This window comes from Xanthocytophaga agilis, from assembly GCF_030068605.1.
Classification (GTDB): domain Bacteria; phylum Bacteroidota; class Bacteroidia; order Cytophagales; family 172606-1; genus Xanthocytophaga; species Xanthocytophaga agilis.
Genome location: NZ_JASJOU010000021.1, coordinates 143,998 through 166,136, shown reverse-complemented (window position 1 = coordinate 166,136; position 22,139 = coordinate 143,998). Strand labels below are relative to the sequence as shown.

The following is a 22,139-nucleotide window of genomic DNA, read 5'->3' as shown; positions in this document are numbered from 1 at the left end:
ACAAAGATGCTGTGCTAAAAAAAAATGGATGTAGCCGTATTAATGGTCGTTGTGCCGAAATCAACGATTAGGGTAAAAAATGATGAAAAAAGGAGATCTAAGGATGGATTTGTATAGTTAATAGAGAGAAGGATGCTTCAGATGTAAATCTGTATTCCACCAAGTCGATGCCCAATGCATTGGCTTGGTGGAATACATTTTATTTCGGGTTATGGCCTAAAATGTGTGATAAGATAATTTCCTGATAATGAACAATTTTAACAAGGTCGCTTTTGCCTTATATGCATCACAACCTTTCTATACGTACAATTGAAAACTAATGTCTCATAATTCCGGTTTAACTGGTTTTCAAAGACTGATTCTGATTTTCTTTCCATCATACATTTTAGACCACAGCCTTATTTCGGTTACAAATGTCCTTGATTCGGTTATTTCCAGAAGACAATAATTGCTGAGTTTTGCCTTGCTTATCATTAGTTATTATTCTTAAGTTATTATTCTTATGAAAAACCAAAGTGAATCATCTGCCAATACACAGCGGGTTGCCCTTGTCACTGGTGCCAACCAGGGGGTAGGTTTTCAAATCGCAAAAGCACTTGCGGCTCAGGGGTATAGTGTATATGTTGGATCACGCAATCTGAATAATGGTGAGAAGGCCGCTGCTGAAATTAAAGCTAATTCACAGGCCATTCAACTGGATGTCACACAGCCGCTTTCCATCAGTGCTGCCGTAACCCGAATTGAGAAAGAGCATGGATGCCTGGACCTGCTGGTCAACAATGCGGGTATATCACATGCAGGCAAGCCCGGTCGCACACTGGAAGAAATCACCGAGGCTGGCCGTGCCAGTACCGCATCGCTGGATGAGGTACGGACTGCCTGGGAAACCAACGTATTTGGTGTGATTGCCGTTACGCAGGCTATGCTGCCTTTGCTACGGAAATCATCGGCAGCCCGTATTGTCAATGTATCAAGTGCCCTAGGTTCACTCACCTGGATCTCTGATCCGGCCTGCTGGGCCAGAGATCATTTCGGGATTGTATATGCTGCTTCCAAAACAGCACTTAATGCCATTACCCTGGCTTTTGCCATTGAATTGGAAAAAGAAAATATCAAGGTCAATGCCGTTAGTCCCGGCTTTACGGCTACCGCACTGAATAACTTTCAGGGCACTGATTCAGTGGAGGTAGGTTCGCGGGAACCCATCCGGGTGGCACTGGAGACCGATGGACCAACGGCTACCTTTACCGGTCCGGATGGCCTTCTCGCTTGGTAAGTGGTGTTTTTCGGGTACCTGGAAGCGTACTTTGATTAAGAATATATTTAGGGTTTTGGATTACAATTATCTTTTGGAGCAATCTTTGCCCAAACTCTTGGCTTTTTAAGTGGAAAACATATCCAATCAGATATCGTATCTGCACTCAGATACCGTATTGCACGAAGATCTCACAGGAGAAACAAAAAGATCATAAAAAAATAGAGTAGAAAATAGTATGTTTTGAAAAGGCACTGCCTGTTTGCTATTCTTACAACTAATTTTAATGGATGACTGGTGATTACAATTTTCACCGGTCATCGTTATTGTCTTTGAATATGAAAAATGAAACGCCTAAAGTCAGAAAGCTGGAATCTATACCAGACATGCACAAGATGTTGGGTCTTCCCGGCCCTGTACATCCGTTGATCAGTTTGCTGGATGCCACAAAAACACAAGTAAGCCTGAACCAGCTTCCGGGCAGCTATGTGCCAGGCTTTTATAAGATCTCTTTCATTACCAAGCTAGGCGGAAAATTCAGGTATGGTCAGGGCTATTATGATTTCGATGAGGGTAGTCTTATATTCACTGCTCCCAATCAGGTGGTAGGCAGCTTGAGGGAAAAATACGAGGATAACCAAGCCTATTCACTGATCATTCATCCGCATTTTCTGCAAGGCTATCCGCTAGTCAACAAGATTAAAGGCTATGGCTTCTTTTCTTATGCCAGCAACGAGGCGTTGCATCTTTCTGAACAGGAAAGAGCTACAATGCTTGCCATTTACAAGTTCATTGGGGAAGAATTAAACAGCCGCATCGATGACTTTAGCCATGAGGTAATCATCGCTCAGATCGAGTTGCTCCTGAGCTATGCCAAACGCTTTTATAAACGTCAGTTCCTGACCCGGCAGGCGGTGAGTGGTGACCTGCTTGAGCAATTGGAAGAGCTGCTAAATATATATTTTGAACAGGAACAGCCGCTTAATCATGGGGTGCCTACGGTACATTACCTGGCAGAGCGGTTGAACTTTACCCCTAACTACTTAAGTGACATGCTGCGTGCACTCACCGGACTAAGCGCACAACAGCATATCCATCAAAAGCTAATCGAAAGATCAAAACAACTGTTGTCTACCACAAGCCTTACCATCAGCGAAGTGGCTTATCAGTTAGGTTTTGAGCATCCTCAATCGTTCAGCAGGCTGTTCAAAATGAAAACCCAGGTGTCACCTGTGCAATTCAGGGCTGCTTTCAATTGATGTAGGCAAGTGTTTAGGATTACTTAACAAACAACTTTATAAAATCCAGGCTGCTTGTCCTGGTATGATTTTTATAGCGGTTGCTAGCCAGTTGTATATGGTGAGTGGTAAACATCGAATACATATATTGTCCCTGCTGCCACCTGGCATATAGCTCAGGTTCCCCTGCCGGGTAATCGGCTCTTTGTTTTTTAATGAATTAGGCAAAATCTTCCAGACCGGATAAATGATGCATCCTGAATTCCAGACAGGTTGCTGTTATTATTCAGTCGCATAACATTCAGTCTCACAACTGGTGCTGCATTCGTGTCCGGCAGCGCACGGAAGTTTTTCGTATCTGGACAATCAGATTTCGCCTAAACAATGATAAAAGGCCACGACTGTGCTTTGTAAGGGTATTTCGACCTTTGGCCTGCGATTTGATCTACAAAATTCCAACAAATGTGCCGCTTGGAACCCAGGTGCAGCCCCCAACAGTAGGCGCGCAAGTCGTTTGCAGACAATATACTGTCATTAATTCTTATTTCTAATTCTTATTTTTTCGATATGCTAGTTTTAAATACCAGATCAATAATAGGTTCAGTCAGATCTACTCTGGATTCAGTAAATTCCAGATTACTCAAAATGATCACACACAATCCATTGGTCAGGTACCTGTCTATACAAGCAGAAAAACCATCAATCCCCCCTTCATGAAACGTTCGGTAGTCCTGATAAGCTGTCGATTGACTCACATACCAGCCAAAGCCATAATAACTTGGCTGGACAGCTTTGTTTTCGGCAAATACTTGCTGAATTGTAACCTTTTTGAGCAATGTTTCATTTCGCAATGCCTGATCGAAAAGATAGAGATCCTCCACTGTAGAATACAGGCCTCCGGCTGCATAAGCTCGTCCAATGTCTTCTATCTGAGTTGGGACCACCTTTCCTTCCCTGAGGGTATAGCCTTGGGCAAAATCCTGTGATTGGGAAGATTGCAACTCGGAGGGTAGGTAACCTGTGCGTTTCATATTTAAGGGGTGCAGGATTTTATCATACAAAAGCTGCTGGAAGGTCTGACCGGTTATCTGCTCGAGTAATAGCCCTAATAAATAATAATTTGTATTACTGTAGGAAAACCTGCTGCCAGGTGCAAACTCAAGTGACAACTCTGGTAGGCAGGTCAGGAAATTCTTAGGCTGTATTGGGTGTTGGTCCAAAGCAGTACAGCTTAATTGGGTTTCAGTGTAATCAGCTAAACCAGTAGTCTGTTGCAGAAGCTGCCTGACTGTTATCTGACTTAGCTTAGTTTCTGTTGTCTGCTCTGATGGGAAATAGGTTGACAGGGGTTTATCTAAGTCAATTCTGCTTTGTTCGACAAGCTGCAGGACTAGCACACTGGTAAAGGGTTTGGTCAAAGAACCTATACGAAAGATGGTATGGGGAGTATTTGTTTTTTTTGATTCGCTATTGGCATATCCATATCCCTTACTTAAGAGGACTTTGCCTTGTTTGGCAATCAAAACAGCTCCGCTAAATTTTCCTTTTTTGACTAAGTCAGTTATATATTGGTCCGCTTGCTGCTGCAATGTTTGACTACAGGCAATACCAGTAATTAGTAAAATGCCACAAACCACTAGCAGGAGAAGGCGAAAAGGGTAGTATGGGTAATTTTTCATGATTTCTTTGTAAATGATGATGAAAACCCAAAATTTTAATGAATGCCAAGCTTCTTTAGCTGGCTTATTGTATGCTTAGTATTCATATTTCCATCTTCGGCAATGAGTTGATTCATCGAGAGAAATGAAAAAATGTGGTATACTCTTTAAATCTATTCTATTAACTGATTTACTAACTAATAATCTATTATAGTCTTGATTGGAGCATGCAGTCGCTGACTATTTTATACATAAACAGAATGTGCTATAATAACTATATAGTATCTGATCCCATAGCGTAATAACAGATATACTAATACTAAATATAGTAATAACAGATTCAGATACTAGTATTTATTATAACATACTACAAGCCAGTCAAAAAGTGGTTTGTTGAACTATTAGTGTTATTTATTGTCTGTCTCATTAAGAAATATCACGGCTGTTGATCTGAGTCCTTTATAAAAGAGAGCTTTACTGCTAACAGGTTTGAGAAATTGCTTCGCAGTAATTGTCTTTTTTATAATGACATGGCAAAGCGGTGAATAAATCTAATATTTTTTCGGTTTGATCCCTGTCTGAATTTTTTGGGGCTTACAAATCAACCAGATCAAAAAACAGGCAGATGGATAGGATTTCTTTGCTCCCTGCATTGGTTTGCTATATTTATAATTTCTGGCATTTTTCCTAAAATAGAAAGTGGTTGCTCACAACTAATGCTACAATTCAGATTTTACTACAAGGAGAGAGCATGTCTTTTGCCTATAGGCAATTGTTATATAATTTGATCTAGCGCATCTAAAGTGCTCACAAGAGTAGGAAATTTATCCTTATCAACGTGCTTATGCTTAACCCGAAAACCGTTGAGTAAGTTAAACAATGCTTGGGTAAGCCGTTGATTTATATAATCTGATTTATATAATCACGTAAGAGCTTATTGTTAAACTTTAAACATCAAATACTGTTGATCAAAATACAGTTCATCAAAAAGAGCTCGAAATAAAAATCCTGGCAAGGAGTAAATACTAAGGACTCTATGTAATCCTTTCCTAACGCCAACCTATTTCAGGAAAGGACAGATGAAAAATAAAAGCCGATCTTTCAAAGGATCGGCTTTACTGATTGAATTAAGATGTTCTTGGTTTACTATCAAGTATGAAATAGTTAGTATGTCTGTAGAAAAGAGATTTACTTTCTGAATCTCTTTTCCGTAGTGAGACCTGTTAAAACGTATAATTAACGCTTACTCTATAGTTGGTTGGAGCTTCTACCTGCCAGGAGTAATAATGAGGGTTAGGATCAGTCCAATCCTCATATCCACCACTATACAGGTATTTATTCAGGATATTATACACATTGGCTGTAATGCGTAACCTTTCTCCCTTCCAGAAAGCACCTCCATCCAGACGAAAATAATCAGGCAGCCTTGCAATTCCATCATGATTAAGCCAGCTAAAGCTATCCCGGTCCACCTGATAGGTAGCTCCGGTGGAAAGACCCAAGCCTTTCAGTACACCTTTTTGTAAGGTATAGGTTAACCAGGCATTGAAGTTATGGGTAGCATAGCCTGGAACACGGTCGCCTACCTGAATAGCTTCAACCGCTTCGTTAGCTTTTGTGACTTTTGAATCCGTATAGGCATAATTGACAACCATATTCAAACCCGATAGCAATTCTCCTTTAATATCCACTTCAATACCCTGTGCAACTTTTTGCCCCAGAACGACAGAATAGGGTACGGCTCCTGCAGTATCCGGATCATCGGTCAGTTCATTAGTATTCAGAATCCGATATAAACTCACCGTGCTGCTCCATCTTTGGTCAAACCATTCCTTTTTCAATCCCACTTCCATATTATTTCCGGTAATGGGTTTGATTTTTCCGCCACTTCTTAACACACCCGACTGTGGAACAAAGGATTGGTCATATAAAGCGTACAACGATGTTTGAGGATCCAGAGTAATACTTAGCCCTAGTCTTGGCGTTACTCGTTCTCCATTGTAGTCAACCCCATAATCCGTTTGTTTCACATACGTATACCGACCTGCCAGGGTAAGACGTATTTTGTTATCTAAAAAGCCAAGTTCATCCTGAAGATAGATTCCCGTATAGGCTTGTGAGGTAACGTAAGCGGCTCTCTGCTTAAGTGGCGTCGTACGATCCCAAACCGGATAGCCATTGACAGGAGTATTATAATCAGGTTTGTGAGGATCAAATTCTGCTCCTGCAGAATCCAATACATGATACTGATAGAAATCAGCTATGTATTTTTTTGTTCCCAGATCCAGACCTGCCAGAATCCGGTGATGTACAGCTCCTGTTTGTACATCACCATTCAGAAATATCTGCCCAAATTTATAGTTGCTTTCTGCATCCCAATTACCTACAGCACGTATCATTGTTCCATCTGCATTAACTATATCCGGCCACATACTTGTGCCTGTGTGTGAGTAGTTGAAATATGCCAGTTGTCCGGTCAGCTTCCAGTTTGCATTCAACCGATGTTGCAAATTAATGAAGGCACTATGGTCGTTGATGATTGTTGGTTCCATGCCAGGCAGTAAGGTGGTAAAATTACGTGGCAGAGTTCCAAATCCATTCGGAGCAAACGAGTAAACCGATCCCGGATCAGACATATTTGCACGCTGATAGGTATATTCCAGTGTCAGGGTGGTTTTGTCATCCAGTTTGAAGGCCAGGACAGGAGCAACGCTGAGACGGTTATTGAATTCATAGGGACGGAACGAGTTTTTTGTTTGCCCCATCAGATTAAACCGGAATAAGGCTTTTCCTGCTTTGTCCAGTTTTCCATCCAGATCCAATGTGCCACGGTATAAATCAAAGCTACCCAAGGTAAACCCAACCTGTCCATTAAAATCTCTTCCGGTTGGCTTTTTAGTTACTACATTATAAATGCCACTCGGATCACCATTGGACATCAGAAAGCCTGCCGGACCTTTTACAAACTCAATGTGATCTACAAAGCTCATATCTTCATTGAGCGGACCCCAGTTGGAAGTAAGATTTACACCATTCCGAAAAGCAGCAGCTCTGGCACCCCGCATATTGACACGTGTATACAAATCAGCCCAGTGCTCAATACGGGTAGCCCCACTTACATTTCGGATTACACCATCTGCTGCACATCATTGAAGGTAAACGTTAGCTTTCCATCGGAGTCAGTATTGGCAGTAGCCAGTGTGGAAGAGTACTCTGCCGGATTGACCTGCTGAACGGGAATCATTCCTTTTATCAACTTTGTTCCTGTAGTACCTTTACCGGCAGTGGTGTCAACCACGGCGTAAAATTTGCGCAGCCTGGCACTGCCCTGGTAGGGATAGGTTTCTGTGTCTGAATCGTACCGATACACAAGCTGCATTGTCAGGGTCACATCCCATTTGGAAATGTCATCCGGGATGATTTTGTACAGAAATTTTACCTTGTCTGACTGGGCCACTTTTTTATTGGTAACCGTGTCGGTTCCAGTAATGCGGATGGTATAGAACGATTCATGTGTTAGTACTGAAAGTGGCTTGATGGCAGAGTAATAAAACAGGTTTTTACTCGTCTGGGAGAGTAAAATGTTACTCGTATTAGCATCGGCAATTTCCATCGTATACCGCAAATCTTTTTTGATCATCAGAATATCAGACCCCGTCTGATTTTACTGGTCTTGGTGAGACCATTTTCCTGATAGGTAATCGTCTCGTAATATACCTGTGAACTGTCAACTGTCACAAATTCACTGCCAGGAAACCAGAATATGCCAAAAGGTTTTTGCTTATTGACTTCCATGACGGGTATTTTACCTGATGCCCACAGTGAATCACTGGGACTGATCAGCCGGATACGTGAGGCGGTCATCATGGGTTGAGAAACGTTGCTCAGATAGGTAAATGTATGTACTTCACTTCGTCCGCCATTGCGAAACACAGCCTTTTGCATGGGGTCTGTAGCCGTGACCCTATAAGCATACTTTCGCCCAGCCACCAGGGGCGGATCTGCCGGTCCATAGAGTAATGTGTTTGTTTGCACAGTGCGTTCAAAGAAAACCGGTACCGTTGCTGCCTGCAACGCATTGTTGGGATTCATCCCCGGCACGATTTCAACCATCTGCAGGGTATATTCGGTTGTCGGAGGTGCCGAAGCTGGTACTGTCCAGGTAAATAGCAGGTTTTGAACAGGCAAAGCCGGCAATTCGGCATCTGCGACAGGAGTAATTAGAATAGGTGGCTCCAGATTGGTAACCGGAAAGGAATTACTACATGTTTCTTCGGACAGCTGCAGATTGTTTCGTACGGCATCTACCGCATACGCGCATACAGTATACAATCCTTCCGGAAGGCCATCGTCAATCTGCGTACGACGATAAGTGATGCCGGTAAAGGCTAGTTTTCTCGAATCAAACAAATCCTGAATCTCAGCAACAGTCAGTTGACGGCTCTCTAGCGGATTAAGGGTAATCACGCCCGAAGCACCCCGGTCTTTGGCCACTACTTTGACATTGTTGTCCAGACCATTGATGCTTCCGACCAGGCGGAAACTTTGCTGCTGCCGACTCAGGTTGATCATCTGTACGATTACCTACTGTGGATGATCAGCATAGTAACTGACCGATACCGGATAGGGAGGTGTCACGGTAAGGACCAGTTTAACCGGCAGTGTCTGGGCCAGTGTCGCATGGCCCGCCCAGCCCAAAAGTATAAAAGCCAGATAGCCGGGTAGATACGTTCGTAAAAAAGACAGCGTTTTCATGTGTTTCGTGTTCTGTATTTTTCCGGCACTGCCGGGTTTTGCCTGTGAAAGAGATCCTATCTTCAGACATTCTATTTTCACAGATACTATTTTCAGACATCCTATCTTCAATTAGTCAATTTTCAGCTACTCAGAGCTCAGCTACTCAGAAAGTGAAGTTATAACCTACATCACCACGAACCTCGGTAAAGGTGGGATAGCCACCTGCCTGCTGCGATTCTGCACTTCCCTGGCTCTGTATGTAATTGACAGTCAGGTTCAGACTGTGTCGTTTGGTGGCCTGGTATGACCCCGACAGTCCGTTGGTATAAAGCATAGTCTGGGCGGTCCCTTGCAGATTCTGTAAAATTGAGCTATTTAGTCGTAATGTAAGTTTGCTATGTAGCAAACTTTTGCCCACTCCTAAGGTAAGTCCCTGATTGCCCGAGGTGAGCATCGCTGTTTGAAGACGGGCATAGCTCAAGCCTGCCGACAGGTTAAGCCCTGTGGCCTGAAAAGTGATCTGGTAATTGAAAAAGGCATTGGTCGAGTGCACATTTCTTTGTTGGTTCAGCAGACTCAGATCATTCAGCGTCATGTAGTTAACTAAAAGGGTAAATACATGATTTCGGGACGTTCCCAAAATGAAATAGTGTGGCGTAAAGGAAAAATTCTGCGTAGTCTGGGCTACGCGCAACGAATCGTTAAATTTAACGGCAATGGGTGTTTGGGAGGTGGCAAAGTTGCTGTAAGCCATCTCGATGCCAAACCGGCTGCTTAAGGCCAGCGAAGCATTGAGCGAGCCAATGACCCGGCGGGCCGTGGCTTGCTTTTGGCCAGAAAGATTGTCGCGCTGAATCCCCAGGCTGCCGTTGAATCGAATCTTGCCTTGCCAGAGCAGTACCATCGGGTTGAGGGTGATGTTTTCCAGATCGTTCTGAAAAAAATATGCCCCCATCGACTGGTAGTTCGGATCAATGCGACGGTATTGCAGGCTGAATCCGTATTTCTTTTGCCGGTAGCCAATCGCCCCGCGAAGGGCTTTGTTATTTTCGGTGCTGGCATTGATGGTCATTAAAGTAGGAAGCCATGCAGGAATATGGGCAACGGTACTGTCTATGGCAATGCTACTCCGGTTATTTTTTGTGTAAATACTCACCGCACCTTCGGCCTCCACAAAGAAATATTTTAACAACCCAACACGTCCTCCCAGGCTCATCACCAGATTTTCGGCGGGTGTAACAGGCAAAACACCAAGTGTATCCTGACCTATGTTCTGATACTCCACACTGGTGGCGTTGTCTTTGGCTTTGATAAAACTAAACTCGACATGGGTGGTATCACTACCGTAGCCGATTTTTCCGGCAACGCCCCGGCGGTTAAAAGATACTGCCTGCAGATCGCCCAGGTTCTGATTGGCGACTACTGCCCGGTTCAGACGGCCATACATCAGGCCGATGTGCCATTTGCCGGGCCGCAGCTCAACCCCGCCGCCCAGCATGGTATAACCATCCAGTGTAAAAGGAGAAAAGGACACGTTGCGGTAGCCGCCATGCAGAGTGATCCATTTATAGGAAGGACTCAGACCAAACTGATTGAACGGCTGGCGAAATGAACGTTCCTGCTCGGATACAATAAAAGTAAACGGAATGGAAAACCCATACAGACTCAGTGTCGGTGACCCAGTAATCAGATACGAAAAAGGTTGGCGGCGATTTGTGATTCCCTCAACATGGTAGAACATTCCCCGTACGTTAATACCTCCGTGAAACGTGAGGGGTTTCTGCTGGCTCAGGGTACTTAAATCCTGAGCCAGCAACGAATACCCTAGACAAGACAATAGCACACTCAGATAGCGTTTCATAGTAGATCAGATAGTGTTTCATCGCCGGACAACAATACCTTAGATTTCACTATAGGTTACATCCAATTCGCCATTGGTCACACTGACCTCTTTCTTTTTCTGGGTGTTGTAGGTAGTATAGCTAAAGGTTCCTTTTATGGTTTTTCCATCAAAAAACGTAATGACTAACTGGCCGGTACGTCCGCTGTTGGTTGTGTAGAAAATCGGATCCTGTGAGTTGGTATTGTCAACATAAGTTCCTGAATTTTTCCCATCGGCATCTCCCAGAGCATACGTACCCGTTTTCTTAGGAAATCCATATACGGTAATGGCCAGTAGGGTTGTGGTACCTGTGCCATATATATAGAGTTTGTTGTCTGTTTGGCTGAATATGGCACTGCCACCCGTCATCTGGTTAGGGCTGGGTGTGCCTTCAGTAAGAAAACTTTTCCCATCCACAGACGCTTTTACATAGACATTCTGATTGGGAGCGGGATTGTTCGATTCTTTTTTGCAGGCACTGATCAAAACCAGCAATACAAGGGAGAAACAGGCTTTTTTTAGAAATAATAACATGGTTGAAAAGAAGTTTTAGAAGATGAAAGAATATAGTAAGGCTTGTAGGTGAATTAAGGTTTATAGGTTATATAAAAAGTATGGATGCTTCCGTATACATAGCCATTGGCCGTTTTGGCGTAGGCCCGGAAAGAGTAGTCGGTATTTTGCGGCACGGTTACCTCCAGGCTAAATCCAAAGGGAAAGCTGGCGGGTACAGGCCTGGTCTTGCGCACTACACTCACAGTCTGGTCACCGACTTGAAAATTGGTTGTAGCATTGGCTGAAGGCACGTAACAGAAGCCATATTCGTCAATAACGGCTGAGCCACCTGATGAGATACTGCCAAACAGTGTCTGAATACCGGCTGCGTTGTCTTTGGTTGCAGTCCGGTCGGTCGTAATAGTCGGATTCACATACACCCCTACCACTATGACACTCCCATAGGCTACACCATTACTATTGGCAGCATAGGCCCGCACGTAATAGGTGCCGGGTGCCCACCGGATAAAGGAATACGAAAATGCCATAGGAACATTCCCTACCGTCGTACCCACATCGGTTGGATTGTCGGCAATGGTAGGTGTGGCACTGGTAGCCGAGTAGCAGAATCCATAGCGGGTAATTGCCGATACCCCAGCCGACTGGACCGAACCGCTGGCCGTTACCGAATTTCTGGCTTCACTGTACACGACACGGTCTGTAGTAACGTTGGGAGTGGCCACCAGGGTAGTAAAACGCTGGACAGCTCCGTAACTGGTTCCGACACTGCTGGTCGCATATGCCCTTACTGCATAGGTAGTATTGGGGACAAGTCGGCTCAGATTGCCGGTAAAACCGAACGGAAAACTCCCTGGCTGTGCACTAGCTGTGACTTGTTTGTTATCGGCAGTAGTCGGATTGGCATTTGTGGCCGAGTATACAATCCCGTATTCGGTTACAGGAGCAGTTCCGGAACTGGTCAGATTTCCCAAAACACTGGCCGAATTGTAACTGATGGAATGAATGGTAACGGTTTGCACCGTTGGCGGTGCTGTTGCAGCGGCAATGGTCCGAAACGTCTTGGTTGCGCCATAACTGGTGCCCGCACTGCTTCGCGCAAAGGCTCGTAGGGTGTAAACCGTTCCGGCTGCCAGCCCGGTCAGATTGCCCGTGTAGTTGAACGGAAAGCTGGTCGGTGAAGCGTTGCCGGACGTGATTAGTGCATCAGCAGTAGTCGGGTTGGGATTAGTAGTTGAGTAACAGAATCCGTACTGTACAATGCTGGCCGTTCCATCAGTCAGAAGAGTGCCGCTGGCTGTAGCCGAGCTGGTGGTGATTGAAGTGGCTACCACCTCGTTGGTTTGGACACTGGGCGGTGTTGCTACTGGTGTGCTTGTAGTGAATGAACGCACCACGCCATAACTGGTTCCGACGCTGCTGGTCGCAAAGGTGCGTACAAAATACATTGTGCGTTGGGTGAGTCCGGTTAGGGTTGCCGAGAAAGACAAAGGAAAGGTAGCAGGATCCGTAGTGCCCGCTACTACCACTGTGTTGGCAAGGGTCGGTGTCGCATTGCTGGGCGAATAACACACCCCATATTGTATAATGGGTGCTGTGCCCCGGCTGACTAAAGTGCCATCTATCGTAGCAGTGGTTGTTGTAATGTTGACCGTATTGTCAGTTTGGACAGTGGGAGCTGCCGTGGGTACAGCCGTGGTTTTAAAAGAGACCGTTGAACTATATGCTGTCCCCAGCGCATTGCTGGCGAAAGCCCGCACATAATAGGTTGTGTTATCTGTAAGTGAGGACAGTGCCTGCGCATAGCCAAACGGCAACGCACCTGTTACAGCACTACCTGTTACAGCACTACCTGTTACAGCGCTACCTGTTACCAGTACTTTATCTGCTAAGGTCGGATTAGTACTGGTGGTTGAATAACACACACCATAAGCGGTAATGGGTGTATTACCATCTGAAGTAAGAATTGCTTTGGCATTGGCGCTGGTAGCGGCTATGCTTTCGATGTCGTTTAAAGCCACTTCAGGGAGTATCCGGTTGTCAGGGACTAGCAATTGCAGCACATCTTTGTTGTAGGAAACGCCTTGAGCATTTTCCGCAAAAGCTCGCACATAATAGCGGGTAGCCCGTTTAAATAAAGCCGAGGAAAGGTGAAACGCAAACGGAAAAAAAGCTGGCTTACCCGTAACGGCCACTAAACTGTCACTAACGGTTGGCACGGCCCTGAATGCTGAAAATGCAAAGCCATACCGGGTCACTGTATCCGAGCCCTGTGCGGTAATGGTTCCATGTAGTTGCACTGGCAAACTGCGAGCATTTACACTATCGAGTTGCACGGTGGGAGGCATGGGTACAAATAACACTCCATATTCGGGAAGAGGTATCTGGCCAGGCTGATACCGGCAAGCAGAGAAGCTCATTCCGATGCAAATGAAGATGCAAGCAAGTAGAGAGTGTAGTGTAGGGAGTACCTGACGATAATCGCCAATGGGTTTCATAGTTCAGACACTGGGTAAGATGGCTCGGTTTGGTAAAGGCTTCAAGGCCTTATTGGTGTAATAACTTCTGTTCACTTTTAATGAGTGTAAAACTAGAGAGATTGCTTCCACCTGAAAAGACATGAATATGTGTATTTGCACACATGCGGATTCAGACACAGGCAGTGATACTATTTTTCAAACATCTTCTGGCTAAACAAACAACTATAGCAGCCTGTCAGGCTATATTTCTTGTTTGAGTATGTAGATTCTTTACCTTTCCAGATTAAGTATTTTATCAATTTGGAAGAGATAAATCTTTCACTCAATAATATTACAGAAGTTCTTGCCGAGATTGGGACTCTTGAGAAATTACAAATATTGAATCTGAGAGGTAATATATTGACCACCATCCCGCCGGAAATTGGCAAGTGCAAAAATCTTAGGGCATTGAATATATCAGATAATAGAGGCACTCGATTAGATACATTACCTTCTGAAATATGGAACTGTTATAATTTGGAAACGTTGAGATTAGCTAATAATAACTTTCAAGTCCTACCTGTCGAGATTTCTAAGCTATTACAATTAACAGATTTAAATTTGAGTAACAACAATCTACAGTCACTCCCTATAGAAATAGGTGAGCTTAAGAACCTGAAAAATCTGAATTTGTCAGGTAATCCGCTTTCTGAACAAGAGAGGAGTAAAATTAGATCTTGGGTGCACAATTGTAATATCAGATTTGAATAAAGAATTATGTTAACAACGTACAACGGGAAGATAATGCAATTACTTCTTTCCTATCAAGAAGATACTGATCGTATTTTGGAAATTATAAAGTCCTTCCAGATAAATAGTGAAGAGTTCAAAAATGATATTGAGATTGCTTTTAAGGTATTCATCTCTGAAAACACAGATAAGACTTTCATCGAGAAGTTAACCAATATTGTTTCCACAAAGGAAATCAAATGGTCTAAAGTAAATGGGGCATTTTTGCCTAAACAAATCCGATATTTTATTAATCTGGAAATTCTAGATCTTTCACAGTGTCAACTTGAAATCTTACCAGATGAAATAGGTGAATTAGCAAAGTTAAAAAAACTGGATCTTAGTAATAATCAGCTAATTTCCTTACCATCTACTATTGGTAAACTTACTCAACTGAGTACTCTAATTCTGACATCTAATAAAATCAGAGAATTACCTGCTGAAATCGGTAATTTGTCTGCATTAAACTACCTGATAGCAAATAAGAATGAACTTTATGCCCTGCCATCAGAAATTGGAAAGCTGAGTAATCTTATGCAGCTTTACCTTAAAGAAAACAGACTTTCCTCGTTACCTGCGAGTATAGGAGATCTTCGTGAACTTACTTTTCTGGATTTATTTTTCAATCAAATCCAAAGTTTTCCTGTTGAGGTTTGCAAATTGTCGAACTTGACTGATCTAGACTTGTCTTATAATAGAATTGCTTCATTACCTCAAGAAATTGGCGATTTGAGAAATTTATTAGAGTTAAATCTATCTGAAAATCAATTGGAATCTTTACCAAAAGAGATTAGTAAATGCAAAAATCTGACAGGGCTATATTTGAGACAGAACAATATACAACTTTTACCTCCAGAAATAGGTAAACTAACAAATATAACTTCTCTACAATTAAAACAGAATAACTTAAGTAGTATACCTTCTCAAATCGCCCATCTGAAACGATTAGAATATCTGAATCTGAGTGATAATCAATTTTCTGTATTTCCTCTGGAAATCTGCTATCTGAAAAATTTAGATAGGTTAGAGTTTGACAATAATAAATTGCAATTTATTCCTTCTGAAATTAGTAATTTGAGAAAGCTAGAAGGACTATCAGTATACGGGAATCAACTGATAAATTTGCCACCTGAGGTTAGTAACCTAAAAAGGTTAGACATGGTCTCCTTAGATAATAATCTTATTTCAGAAAAAGATAAACCCAGTATACGCGCACTGTTCCCCAAAAAGTGTAGTGTCTTTTTTGATCTGGAAGATGAGTATGATTTGGAAGAAGAATAAATTATAGTTTATTTGAAACTGCTACTGGACTACTCATAAACAGTCATCAAAACTATTTACCATCACAGGTTTGGAGCAAACTAAAAAATAGGCATACATTTGTAACATGAAAACGCAACTATTGTTTAGTCTCTACTTATTTCTACTATCTGCTCAAGATGGGGTAAACTAGTATTGTCTGAACATAACAATATGAAAAGCCCCAGCAACTAGTTGGGGCTTTTTCGTTTTACATAGAGTTTTTTAATGTGGGATAAGCTAACTAAGTAGAAGCGCAGCTCTGAAAAAGCTGAGGATGTGGAGCGTTACCACAATCCCGCACCAGTAATACATTTTCAAACAGAAAACAAAACTATGAGTACCTCTTACACATTCTTCTTATTGCAATTACTCGCACTCCTACTCTGGAAGGCAAGGGAGCCTTATGTGTAATTGGATTCAATGATGCATAAAAGCCTCCCTGCCATTGGTAAGGAGGCTTTTTTATTTATGCCCGGATGATGGAACTGGCATACATACGTGTCTCAGAAACACGGCTTTGTGGGTTCGAATCCCACTCCGGGTACGTAGGTCAGAAATATTTATTTCACAATGAGAGTGAGTTGAAAACTTTGTTTTAGTAATGTCCCTGTAGCCCAACTGGCAGAGGCACTGGTCTTAGGAACCAGAGGGTGTGCGTTCGAATCGCACCAGGGATACATGTATTTGTCCATATGGTGAAACTGGTAGACACATCCGTCTCAAACACGGATTCTTAACAGAGTAAAGGTTCGAATCCTTTTGTGGACACCATGAATTACTTTGTGCCTGTGATGAAACTGGCAGACATCTCAGACTTAAAATCTGAGGCTTTTAGCGTGGGAGTTCGATTCTCCCCAGGCACACAAACTCTAACTGTACTATCTATGCAAACAGCTGAAATCTGTATTTCTGATCCGTCAATGGATGGCAGGGATGCAACACGAATTTCAAAAAAACAATCCCGACGTCTGAAGCAGTTTCTGATGGATGTGGCCTATTTCTACGACCTTCCCAGATGGGCCAATGAAATTTTGTTTGAGCTGTTGATGGAAATGGATGCAGATGGGGAAGTTGTTATCAGCATGGGTGTAAAGAAAAGGATTGCTTCTGAATTGAGAATCAGCGTGCCTAGTATCAAAAATGCTATCTCAATTTATGCTAAAAAAGATATTCTGATCCGTCAGCAAACGGGTGTCTATCAATTTAACTCGCAGATATTTGGAAAAAGGCAGTGGCAATATATCCGGGATATCCGGATGGAAGTGAACTATGATACCAACGGCACCCGCCAGTTGCAGATTGAAGTCGAATACTACAACTAATAATATTGAGAACTTTATGCATAGAACTCTGCCTATGTAATTTTGTTGTGCATGGTTCTATGCATTTTCATTTGAAGAAATGATTTGGCGTTTGCCTCTGTCAAAACAGTTTTTGCCCAGAGTTCACCGCAAAAATGCTAATGCGTTGAATTAACCGCAAAAAATTATTCTGAACGGAATAAACCGCACGTTTTGTGTTTGAGCATAATTCACCGCAAAAAGAATCCACACGCGTTGTTTCAATCAAATCGCTCTGATGTATAGAACTATACACAGTGTCCTGAAAAGTTTGTGAAAAAAGCAGGCCTAGGGATAGTAATTCGACAACGTTGGATATTTTTTAAACATATTTGTAGAAACCCCTCTCCCCAATTCTTCTGAAAAGGCCTATCAATCCTATCAAAACGGCCTCTGGTTAGTTGACAGCAAAAAATAAGCATAATGATTTTTTCTCTGATTTACGTATTTCTTCAGAAGATACATCTATATTTAGGCTATCATTCCATACAAAGAAGCCTCCTTAACATTTACACCTATATGTTCATTCGATACTTTGTATATGAAAAGCGTTATTTTTTTGCTTCTATTCACTAGTGGTCTACTGTGTACAGCTATTGGTCAGCCAAAACGTGACTTTTCCACTAATTCTCCTCTTGTTAAAACAGCCCAGGGCACAGTAGAAGGCGTCACAGAAAAGAGTGGCATTCGTGCATTTAAAGGGATTCCATTTGCAGCTCCTCCCGTAGGCCAGTTGCGGTGGAAGGAGCCTCAACCGCCTCAACCCTGGAAAGGAGTGCGGAAAGCGGACAAATTTGGCCCACGGGCTATGCAGCGGGCGGTATTCGGAGATATGAACTTTCGTTCCAATGGTATGAGTGAAGATTGTTTGTATCTGAATGTATGGACTCCCGCTAAATCTGGAAATGAGAAACTGCCTGTGCTCGTCTATTATTATGGAGGTGGCTATATGGCGGGTGATGGCTCAGAGCCCCGGTATGATGGTGAGAATATGGCCCAGAAAGGAATTGTGACCGTTACAGTCAATTATCGTTTGGGTGTGTTTGGATTTCTGGCACATCCGGAATTAACCAAAGAATCTTCGCATAAGGCATCAGGTAATTATGGCCTGATGGATCAGAGTACGGCTTTACGTTGGGTACAGCAAAACATTGCTGCTTTTGGGGGTGATCCTAAAAAGATAATCATTGCCGGAGAGTCTGCTGGCTCTTCTTCTGTTTCTGCTCAGATGGCCTCACCCTTATCCCGAAATCTGATTGCTGGTGCCATTGGAGAAAGTGGTTCATTGCTTTCGCTGCAACCACTGGCTACATTGGCTCAGGCTGAAGAAATAGGATTGAATTATGCCAAAAGCATTGGGGCTACTACATTAGAAGCTTTACGTAACATGCCAGCAGATCAGCTTCTGGAAACTACAGCCAAACCTGAGACACCACGTTTCAGACCCATCGTTGATGGATATTTTCTACCAGACTTTCCTGTTGCCATTTTTCAGTCTGGCCAACAGGCGCATGTACCCCTACTGGCAGGCTGGAATTCAGAAGAAGCAAATTACAGATCCATATTGGGAGAAGATTCTCCTACTGTAGAAAATTATGAAAAAGCCCTACAAAAACATTTTGGCGAACAGGCTGGAGAGGTACTAAAGCTATATCCGGCTTCCACACAGGAACAGGTAATGGATATGGGAACCCAACTAGCCAGTGACCGGGGTACAGCATTTAGTACCTGGAAGTGGATTGATTTGCATAGTAAAACAGGAGGGAAGCCTGTATACCGTTATTTTTATACTCGTCCCCGTCCACCGATGACGCCTGAAATGGGTGATGCTTCAGCAGGTATGGCAGGTGGGGTAGTCAAAGCCAATGATCCTACTGCCATAAAAATGCCTCCGGCCCGGGGTGCTGTGCATTCAGCAGAGATAGAGTATGCTATGGGTAATCTGTCTACCAACAAGGTTTACTCCTGGACAAAAGAAGATTACAAAGTATCTGAAACCATGCAGGCTTATTTCGCCAACTTTATTAAAACAGGTAATCCCAATGGAGGTAATTTACCAAAATGGTCAGTTGTAGGTTCTCAGGGCGATGTACAGCTAATGAAAATTGATGTAACCTCTGCTGCACAGACAGATCAAAACAAACGTTACCAGCTATTAGAGCAGATTGCTGGTAAGAAAACAGCAGCCCGATAAGAAACTGCCATAAAAGTGTAAAGGTTTATAAACTCATGACTTAGTACTACATATATTCATAAACAAACCCATATGAGCCAACTAAACAAAGAAGACATTAAACAGGAAGTATTTGATCTGTATGACGATTATGCCCATAGCCGTATTGACAGACGTGATTTTATGCAGAAGCTATCTGCTTATGCAGTAGGGGGTTTAACAGTAACCTCATTGATGAGTTTTTTAATGCCAGATTATATAGGGGCGGTTCAGATCAAACCCGATGATCCGCGGTTAAAAACAGAGTATGTCCAATATTCTTCTCCAAAAGGAGGTAGCACTATCAAAGGTTTGCTGGCGATGCCTGCGGATACCAAAAAGAAGCTAGGAGGGATTGTGGTAGTCCACGAAAACAGAGGACTAAATCCGCACATTGAAGATGTTTGCCGACGGGCTGCATTGGCCGGATTTATTGCACTGGCACCAGATGCATTGACCCCTCTTGGTGGTTATCCGGGTAATGATGACGAGGGCAGAACCTTACAGAGTAAGCGGGATAGAAATGAAATGCTCGAAGACTTTATTGCAGCCGATGCATACCTGAGCAAACATAAAAACTGTAACGGTAAAGTAGGTGTGGTAGGCTTTTGCTTTGGTGGCTGGATTGCCAATATGATGGCAGTTCGTATCCCCAATCTGGCAGCATCCGTTCCTTTCTATGGTGGACAGCCCGCTACAGAAGACGTTCCCAAAATAAAAGCACCATTGCTGATACATTATGGAGAACTGGATACCCGTGTAAATGAAGGATGGCCCGCTTATGAGAAAGCACTCAAGGAAAATAACAAGGAATACACTGAGTATATGTATGCCAATGCCAATCATGGCTTCCATAACGATACCACTCCCCGATATGATAAAGCCGCTGCCGAACTTGCCTGGAAGCGTACTACTGATTTCTTCAAGGAGAAATTAAAGTAGTTTTGTTGAAGTAAGAGTAAAAAAGAGTTGCCTTGCTGTTGACTTTGTTAGTGAAAAGGCAACTCTTTGATGAGGATAAGAGACTTCGGACGTTTCTGACAGAACAGACCCCTGTAAAAAACATTTTTTGAAAGGGCAATAGCATTGCCGCCCTTTAAGTGTCTGATAAACAAAACGTTATTTTATTTAAAAATTTTCAAATTAACATTCGTGTTCAGACTGAATATACAATGTCCATAATCCTTTTTTTGTAAAATATTGTTAACCATACAGTTAAGCTAACTACATAGTTGCCTCCCTTTAAAAAATGTTTTTTACAGGGGTCTGTTCTGTCAGAAATGTCAGGTCTTTACTTTGATACTCTATACAAAACTACAGATATCAGCTTAAATCCTAATTTTCAACACCTCCACCAAGAGCCCGATACAAATCTGTAATCGCGTTTAATTTATCTCTTCGGATTGTAATAGCCTCCAGTTCATTTTGCAACGCATTGTTCTGAGCCGTAATCACTTCCAGATAGGTTGCCATAGCGCTTTTATAAAGCATCATAACATCATTGGTTGCCTTTGTAAGAGAGGCCTTCTTCTTCTCTACCAGCTCAATCCGTTCATCTGCATATTTTGATCTTACTAACGCATCGGATACTTCGCCTACTGCTGTTAACACAGATTGCCGGAACTGAGCGGATGCTTTCTGTTGATCAATCAAGGCAATGTCATAAGCGGCTTTAAGCGAACGTTTCTGAAAAATGGGTTGTGTCAGGCCAACACCCACGCTTTTTACCAGTGAGCCCGGAAGATCAAACCAGGTGTTAAACAAATAAGAGTTAGATCCTATAGATGGTGTGATACTTATCGTTGGATACAATGCTGCTTTGGCTAATCCGGTACGTGCATTGGCTGACACTATCATATACTCCATTGCTTTTACATCCGGCCTGCGACTTAACAGTGCCGCAGGTACACCTGAGGGAAATACTTCATCTGGCATTACGGCAGCGAGACTTTTGGCTCTGGTGATACTGTCAGGAAAACTACCACATAGGATACTCAGTGCATTTTCCTGTATAGCGATAGTCTGTAAAGTCATAGGAACCAGCAGCTCGGCTGTCTTTTTCTGTGCTTCGGCTTGTTCTACTGCCAACGAATTCACTAACGCTGAGTTATACTGTAGCTGGATCATACCTAAGGTAGTATCACCCAGTTCGACATTTCGTTTGGCAACCTTCAACTGTTCATCAAGGGCAATCAGGTTGTAATAAGCCTGAGCCACCTGTACAATGATCCGTGTTTTCAAGGCAGACAGATTTTCTTTTTGTGAAAAGTAGGTAGCCAGAGCCCCCTCTTTCTGCATTCTGGCTTTGCCCCATATATCAGCTTCCCAGGATAATCTGAGTGTGGCACTGTAATCATCCATATAACGGGTTCCCAGATACTGTTCACTCAACGAACCATTAAGCGAGTTTTTGGAAAGCCAGTTTCTGTTGGCAGACACATTCAGGTCGACAGTTGGCAACAATCCCAATCTTGCCTGTTTGTAGCTCAGCTCCACTTGCTGCATGTTCATCACTGCCCCTGCCACATCATTGTTTGTAGACAGCGCTTTCTCGATCAATCCTACTAATGTAGCATCTTTGAAAAAGGTTTTCCAGGGCAACAACACCGTATCTGCTGTGACAGACAATGGCTGTTCACGATACTGCTGAGGTATATTCAACTCTGGCCGGCTATACCTTTTCCCTACACGGCAGGAGGAAAGAAATATGATCAGTAAGATAATTGCTAGTATATATCGATTATATGGTTTCAT

At 43.0% G+C, this 22,139-nt stretch carries 16 protein-coding genes and 4 tRNA genes; 11 read left to right on the top strand and 9 right to left on the bottom strand.

Features of this window, described 5'->3' with window-relative positions:
* Positions 1–502 precede the first annotated feature (502 nt).
* Together QNI22_RS36915 and QNI22_RS36910 are read left to right on the top strand one after the other, a co-directional pair.
* Positions 503–1,276, top strand: coding sequence for an SDR family NAD(P)-dependent oxidoreductase (locus tag QNI22_RS36915; RefSeq protein ID WP_314519227.1), 774 nt, complete (start codon positions 503–505; stop codon positions 1,274–1,276).
* 317 nt (positions 1,277–1,593) lie between these two features.
* On the top strand, positions 1,594–2,514 hold the full coding sequence (locus QNI22_RS36910; RefSeq protein WP_314519226.1) for a helix-turn-helix domain-containing protein: 921 nt from the start codon (positions 1,594–1,596) through the stop codon (positions 2,512–2,514).
* 533 nt (positions 2,515–3,047) lie between these two features.
* On the opposite strand, the gene QNI22_RS36905 is transcribed toward QNI22_RS36910, so the two are convergent.
* The 8 genes from QNI22_RS36905 to QNI22_RS36870 form a co-directional block, all read right to left on the bottom strand.
* Entirely contained in the window at positions 3,048–4,172 is a 1,125-nt protein-coding gene (locus tag QNI22_RS36905) for a serine hydrolase domain-containing protein (RefSeq protein ID WP_314519224.1), read from the bottom strand.
* A gap of 1,202 nt (positions 4,173–5,374) precedes the next feature.
* The gene (locus QNI22_RS36900) at positions 5,375–7,234 is read right to left on the bottom strand and encodes a TonB-dependent siderophore receptor (protein WP_314519222.1); all 1,860 of its coding nucleotides are present in this window, start codon (positions 7,232–7,234) and stop codon (positions 5,375–5,377) included.
* 44 nt (positions 7,235–7,278) lie between these two features.
* Positions 7,279–7,791, bottom strand: coding sequence for a hypothetical protein (locus QNI22_RS36895; RefSeq protein ID WP_314519220.1), 513 nt, complete (start codon positions 7,789–7,791; stop codon positions 7,279–7,281).
* Positions 7,791–8,723 carry a hypothetical protein gene (locus tag QNI22_RS36890; RefSeq protein ID WP_314519218.1) on the bottom strand — a complete coding sequence of 311 codons (933 nt, stop codon included), beginning with the start codon at positions 8,721–8,723 and terminating at the stop codon, positions 7,791–7,793. Before QNI22_RS36890 ends, QNI22_RS36895 begins: the two co-directional genes overlap by 1 nt.
* Before the next feature lie 12 nt (positions 8,724–8,735).
* Positions 8,736–8,987, bottom strand: coding sequence for a hypothetical protein (locus QNI22_RS36885; RefSeq protein ID WP_314519217.1), 252 nt, complete (start codon positions 8,985–8,987; stop codon positions 8,736–8,738).
* A gap of 64 nt (positions 8,988–9,051) precedes the next feature.
* The gene (locus QNI22_RS36880; RefSeq protein WP_314519215.1) at positions 9,052–10,749 is read right to left on the bottom strand and encodes a hypothetical protein; all 1,698 of its coding nucleotides are present in this window, start codon (positions 10,747–10,749) and stop codon (positions 9,052–9,054) included.
* Positions 10,750–10,788: 39 nt separating this feature from the next.
* Positions 10,789–11,304 carry a Riean_0653 family protein gene (locus QNI22_RS36875; protein ID WP_314519213.1) on the bottom strand — a complete coding sequence of 172 codons (516 nt, stop codon included), beginning with the start codon at positions 11,302–11,304 and terminating at the stop codon, positions 10,789–10,791.
* Between the two features lie 53 nt (positions 11,305–11,357).
* Positions 11,358–13,781 carry a hypothetical protein gene (locus QNI22_RS36870; protein ID WP_314519211.1) on the bottom strand — a complete coding sequence of 808 codons (2,424 nt, stop codon included), beginning with the start codon at positions 13,779–13,781 and terminating at the stop codon, positions 11,358–11,360.
* Positions 13,782–14,012: 231 nt separating this feature from the next.
* Between QNI22_RS36870 and QNI22_RS40440 the strand changes: the two genes are divergently transcribed.
* From QNI22_RS40440 to QNI22_RS36830, 9 genes are all read left to right on the top strand, one after another.
* A complete protein-coding gene (locus QNI22_RS40440; RefSeq protein WP_419836267.1) occupies positions 14,013–14,513 on the top strand; it encodes a leucine-rich repeat domain-containing protein in 501 nt (166 codons plus the stop codon).
* A gap of 33 nt (positions 14,514–14,546) precedes the next feature.
* Positions 14,547–15,812, top strand: coding sequence for a leucine-rich repeat domain-containing protein (locus QNI22_RS36865; RefSeq protein ID WP_314519209.1), 1,266 nt, complete (start codon positions 14,547–14,549; stop codon positions 15,810–15,812).
* A 491-nt stretch (positions 15,813–16,303) separates the two neighbouring features.
* Positions 16,304–16,377 (top strand) — tRNA-Leu (locus QNI22_RS36860).
* Positions 16,378–16,436: 59 nt separating this feature from the next.
* Positions 16,437–16,510 (top strand) — tRNA-Leu (locus tag QNI22_RS36855).
* A gap of 9 nt (positions 16,511–16,519) precedes the next feature.
* Positions 16,520–16,604: transfer RNA gene (locus QNI22_RS36850), tRNA-Leu, on the top strand.
* Between the two features lie 11 nt (positions 16,605–16,615).
* Positions 16,616–16,696, top strand: a tRNA-Leu gene (locus QNI22_RS36845).
* Positions 16,697–16,717: 21 nt separating this feature from the next.
* Positions 16,718–17,155 carry a hypothetical protein gene (locus QNI22_RS36840; protein ID WP_314519208.1) on the top strand — a complete coding sequence of 146 codons (438 nt, stop codon included), beginning with the start codon at positions 16,718–16,720 and terminating at the stop codon, positions 17,153–17,155.
* 559 nt (positions 17,156–17,714) lie between these two features.
* The gene (locus tag QNI22_RS36835) at positions 17,715–19,367 is read left to right on the top strand and encodes a carboxylesterase/lipase family protein (protein WP_314519206.1); all 1,653 of its coding nucleotides are present in this window, start codon (positions 17,715–17,717) and stop codon (positions 19,365–19,367) included.
* Between the two features lie 72 nt (positions 19,368–19,439).
* Positions 19,440–20,327 (top strand): dienelactone hydrolase family protein, encoded by an 888-nt coding sequence (locus QNI22_RS36830; protein WP_314519204.1) that lies wholly within the window; start codon positions 19,440–19,442, stop codon positions 20,325–20,327.
* A gap of 393 nt (positions 20,328–20,720) precedes the next feature.
* On the opposite strand, the gene QNI22_RS36825 is transcribed toward QNI22_RS36830, so the two are convergent.
* Positions 20,721–22,139: an efflux transporter outer membrane subunit gene (locus QNI22_RS36825; RefSeq protein WP_314519202.1), complete on the bottom strand. Its 1,419-nt coding sequence runs from the start codon at positions 22,137–22,139 to the stop codon at positions 20,721–20,723.

Excerpts from the sequence above, each read along its gene's own strand:
- QNI22_RS36915 (WP_314519227.1), top strand. The coding sequence starts at position 503 with ATGAAAAACCAAAGTGAATCATCTGCCAATACACAGCGGGTTGCCCTT.
- QNI22_RS36910 (WP_314519226.1), top strand. The coding sequence starts at position 1,594 with ATGAAAAATGAAACGCCTAAAGTCAGAAAGCTGGAATCTATACCAGAC.
- QNI22_RS36905 (WP_314519224.1), bottom strand. The coding sequence starts at position 4,172 with ATGAAAAATTACCCATACTACCCTTTTCGCCTTCTCCTGCTAGTGGTT.
- QNI22_RS36895 (WP_314519220.1), bottom strand. The coding sequence starts at position 7,791 with ATGATCAAAAAAGATTTGCGGTATACGATGGAAATTGCCGATGCTAAT.
- QNI22_RS36890 (WP_314519218.1), bottom strand. The coding sequence starts at position 8,723 with ATGATCAACCTGAGTCGGCAGCAGCAAAGTTTCCGCCTGGTCGGAAGC.
- QNI22_RS36880 (WP_314519215.1), bottom strand. The coding sequence starts at position 10,749 with ATGAAACGCTATCTGAGTGTGCTATTGTCTTGTCTAGGGTATTCGTTG.
- QNI22_RS36875 (WP_314519213.1), bottom strand. The coding sequence starts at position 11,304 with ATGTTATTATTTCTAAAAAAAGCCTGTTTCTCCCTTGTATTGCTGGTT.
- QNI22_RS36870 (WP_314519211.1), bottom strand. The coding sequence starts at position 13,781 with ATGAAACCCATTGGCGATTATCGTCAGGTACTCCCTACACTACACTCT.
- QNI22_RS36865 (WP_314519209.1), top strand. The coding sequence starts at position 14,547 with ATGCAATTACTTCTTTCCTATCAAGAAGATACTGATCGTATTTTGGAA.
- QNI22_RS36840 (WP_314519208.1), top strand. The coding sequence starts at position 16,718 with ATGCAAACAGCTGAAATCTGTATTTCTGATCCGTCAATGGATGGCAGG.
- QNI22_RS36835 (WP_314519206.1), top strand. The coding sequence starts at position 17,715 with ATGAAAAGCGTTATTTTTTTGCTTCTATTCACTAGTGGTCTACTGTGT.
- QNI22_RS36830 (WP_314519204.1), top strand. The coding sequence starts at position 19,440 with ATGAGCCAACTAAACAAAGAAGACATTAAACAGGAAGTATTTGATCTG.
- QNI22_RS36825 (WP_314519202.1), bottom strand. The coding sequence starts at position 22,139 with ATGAAACCATATAATCGATATATACTAGCAATTATCTTACTGATCATA.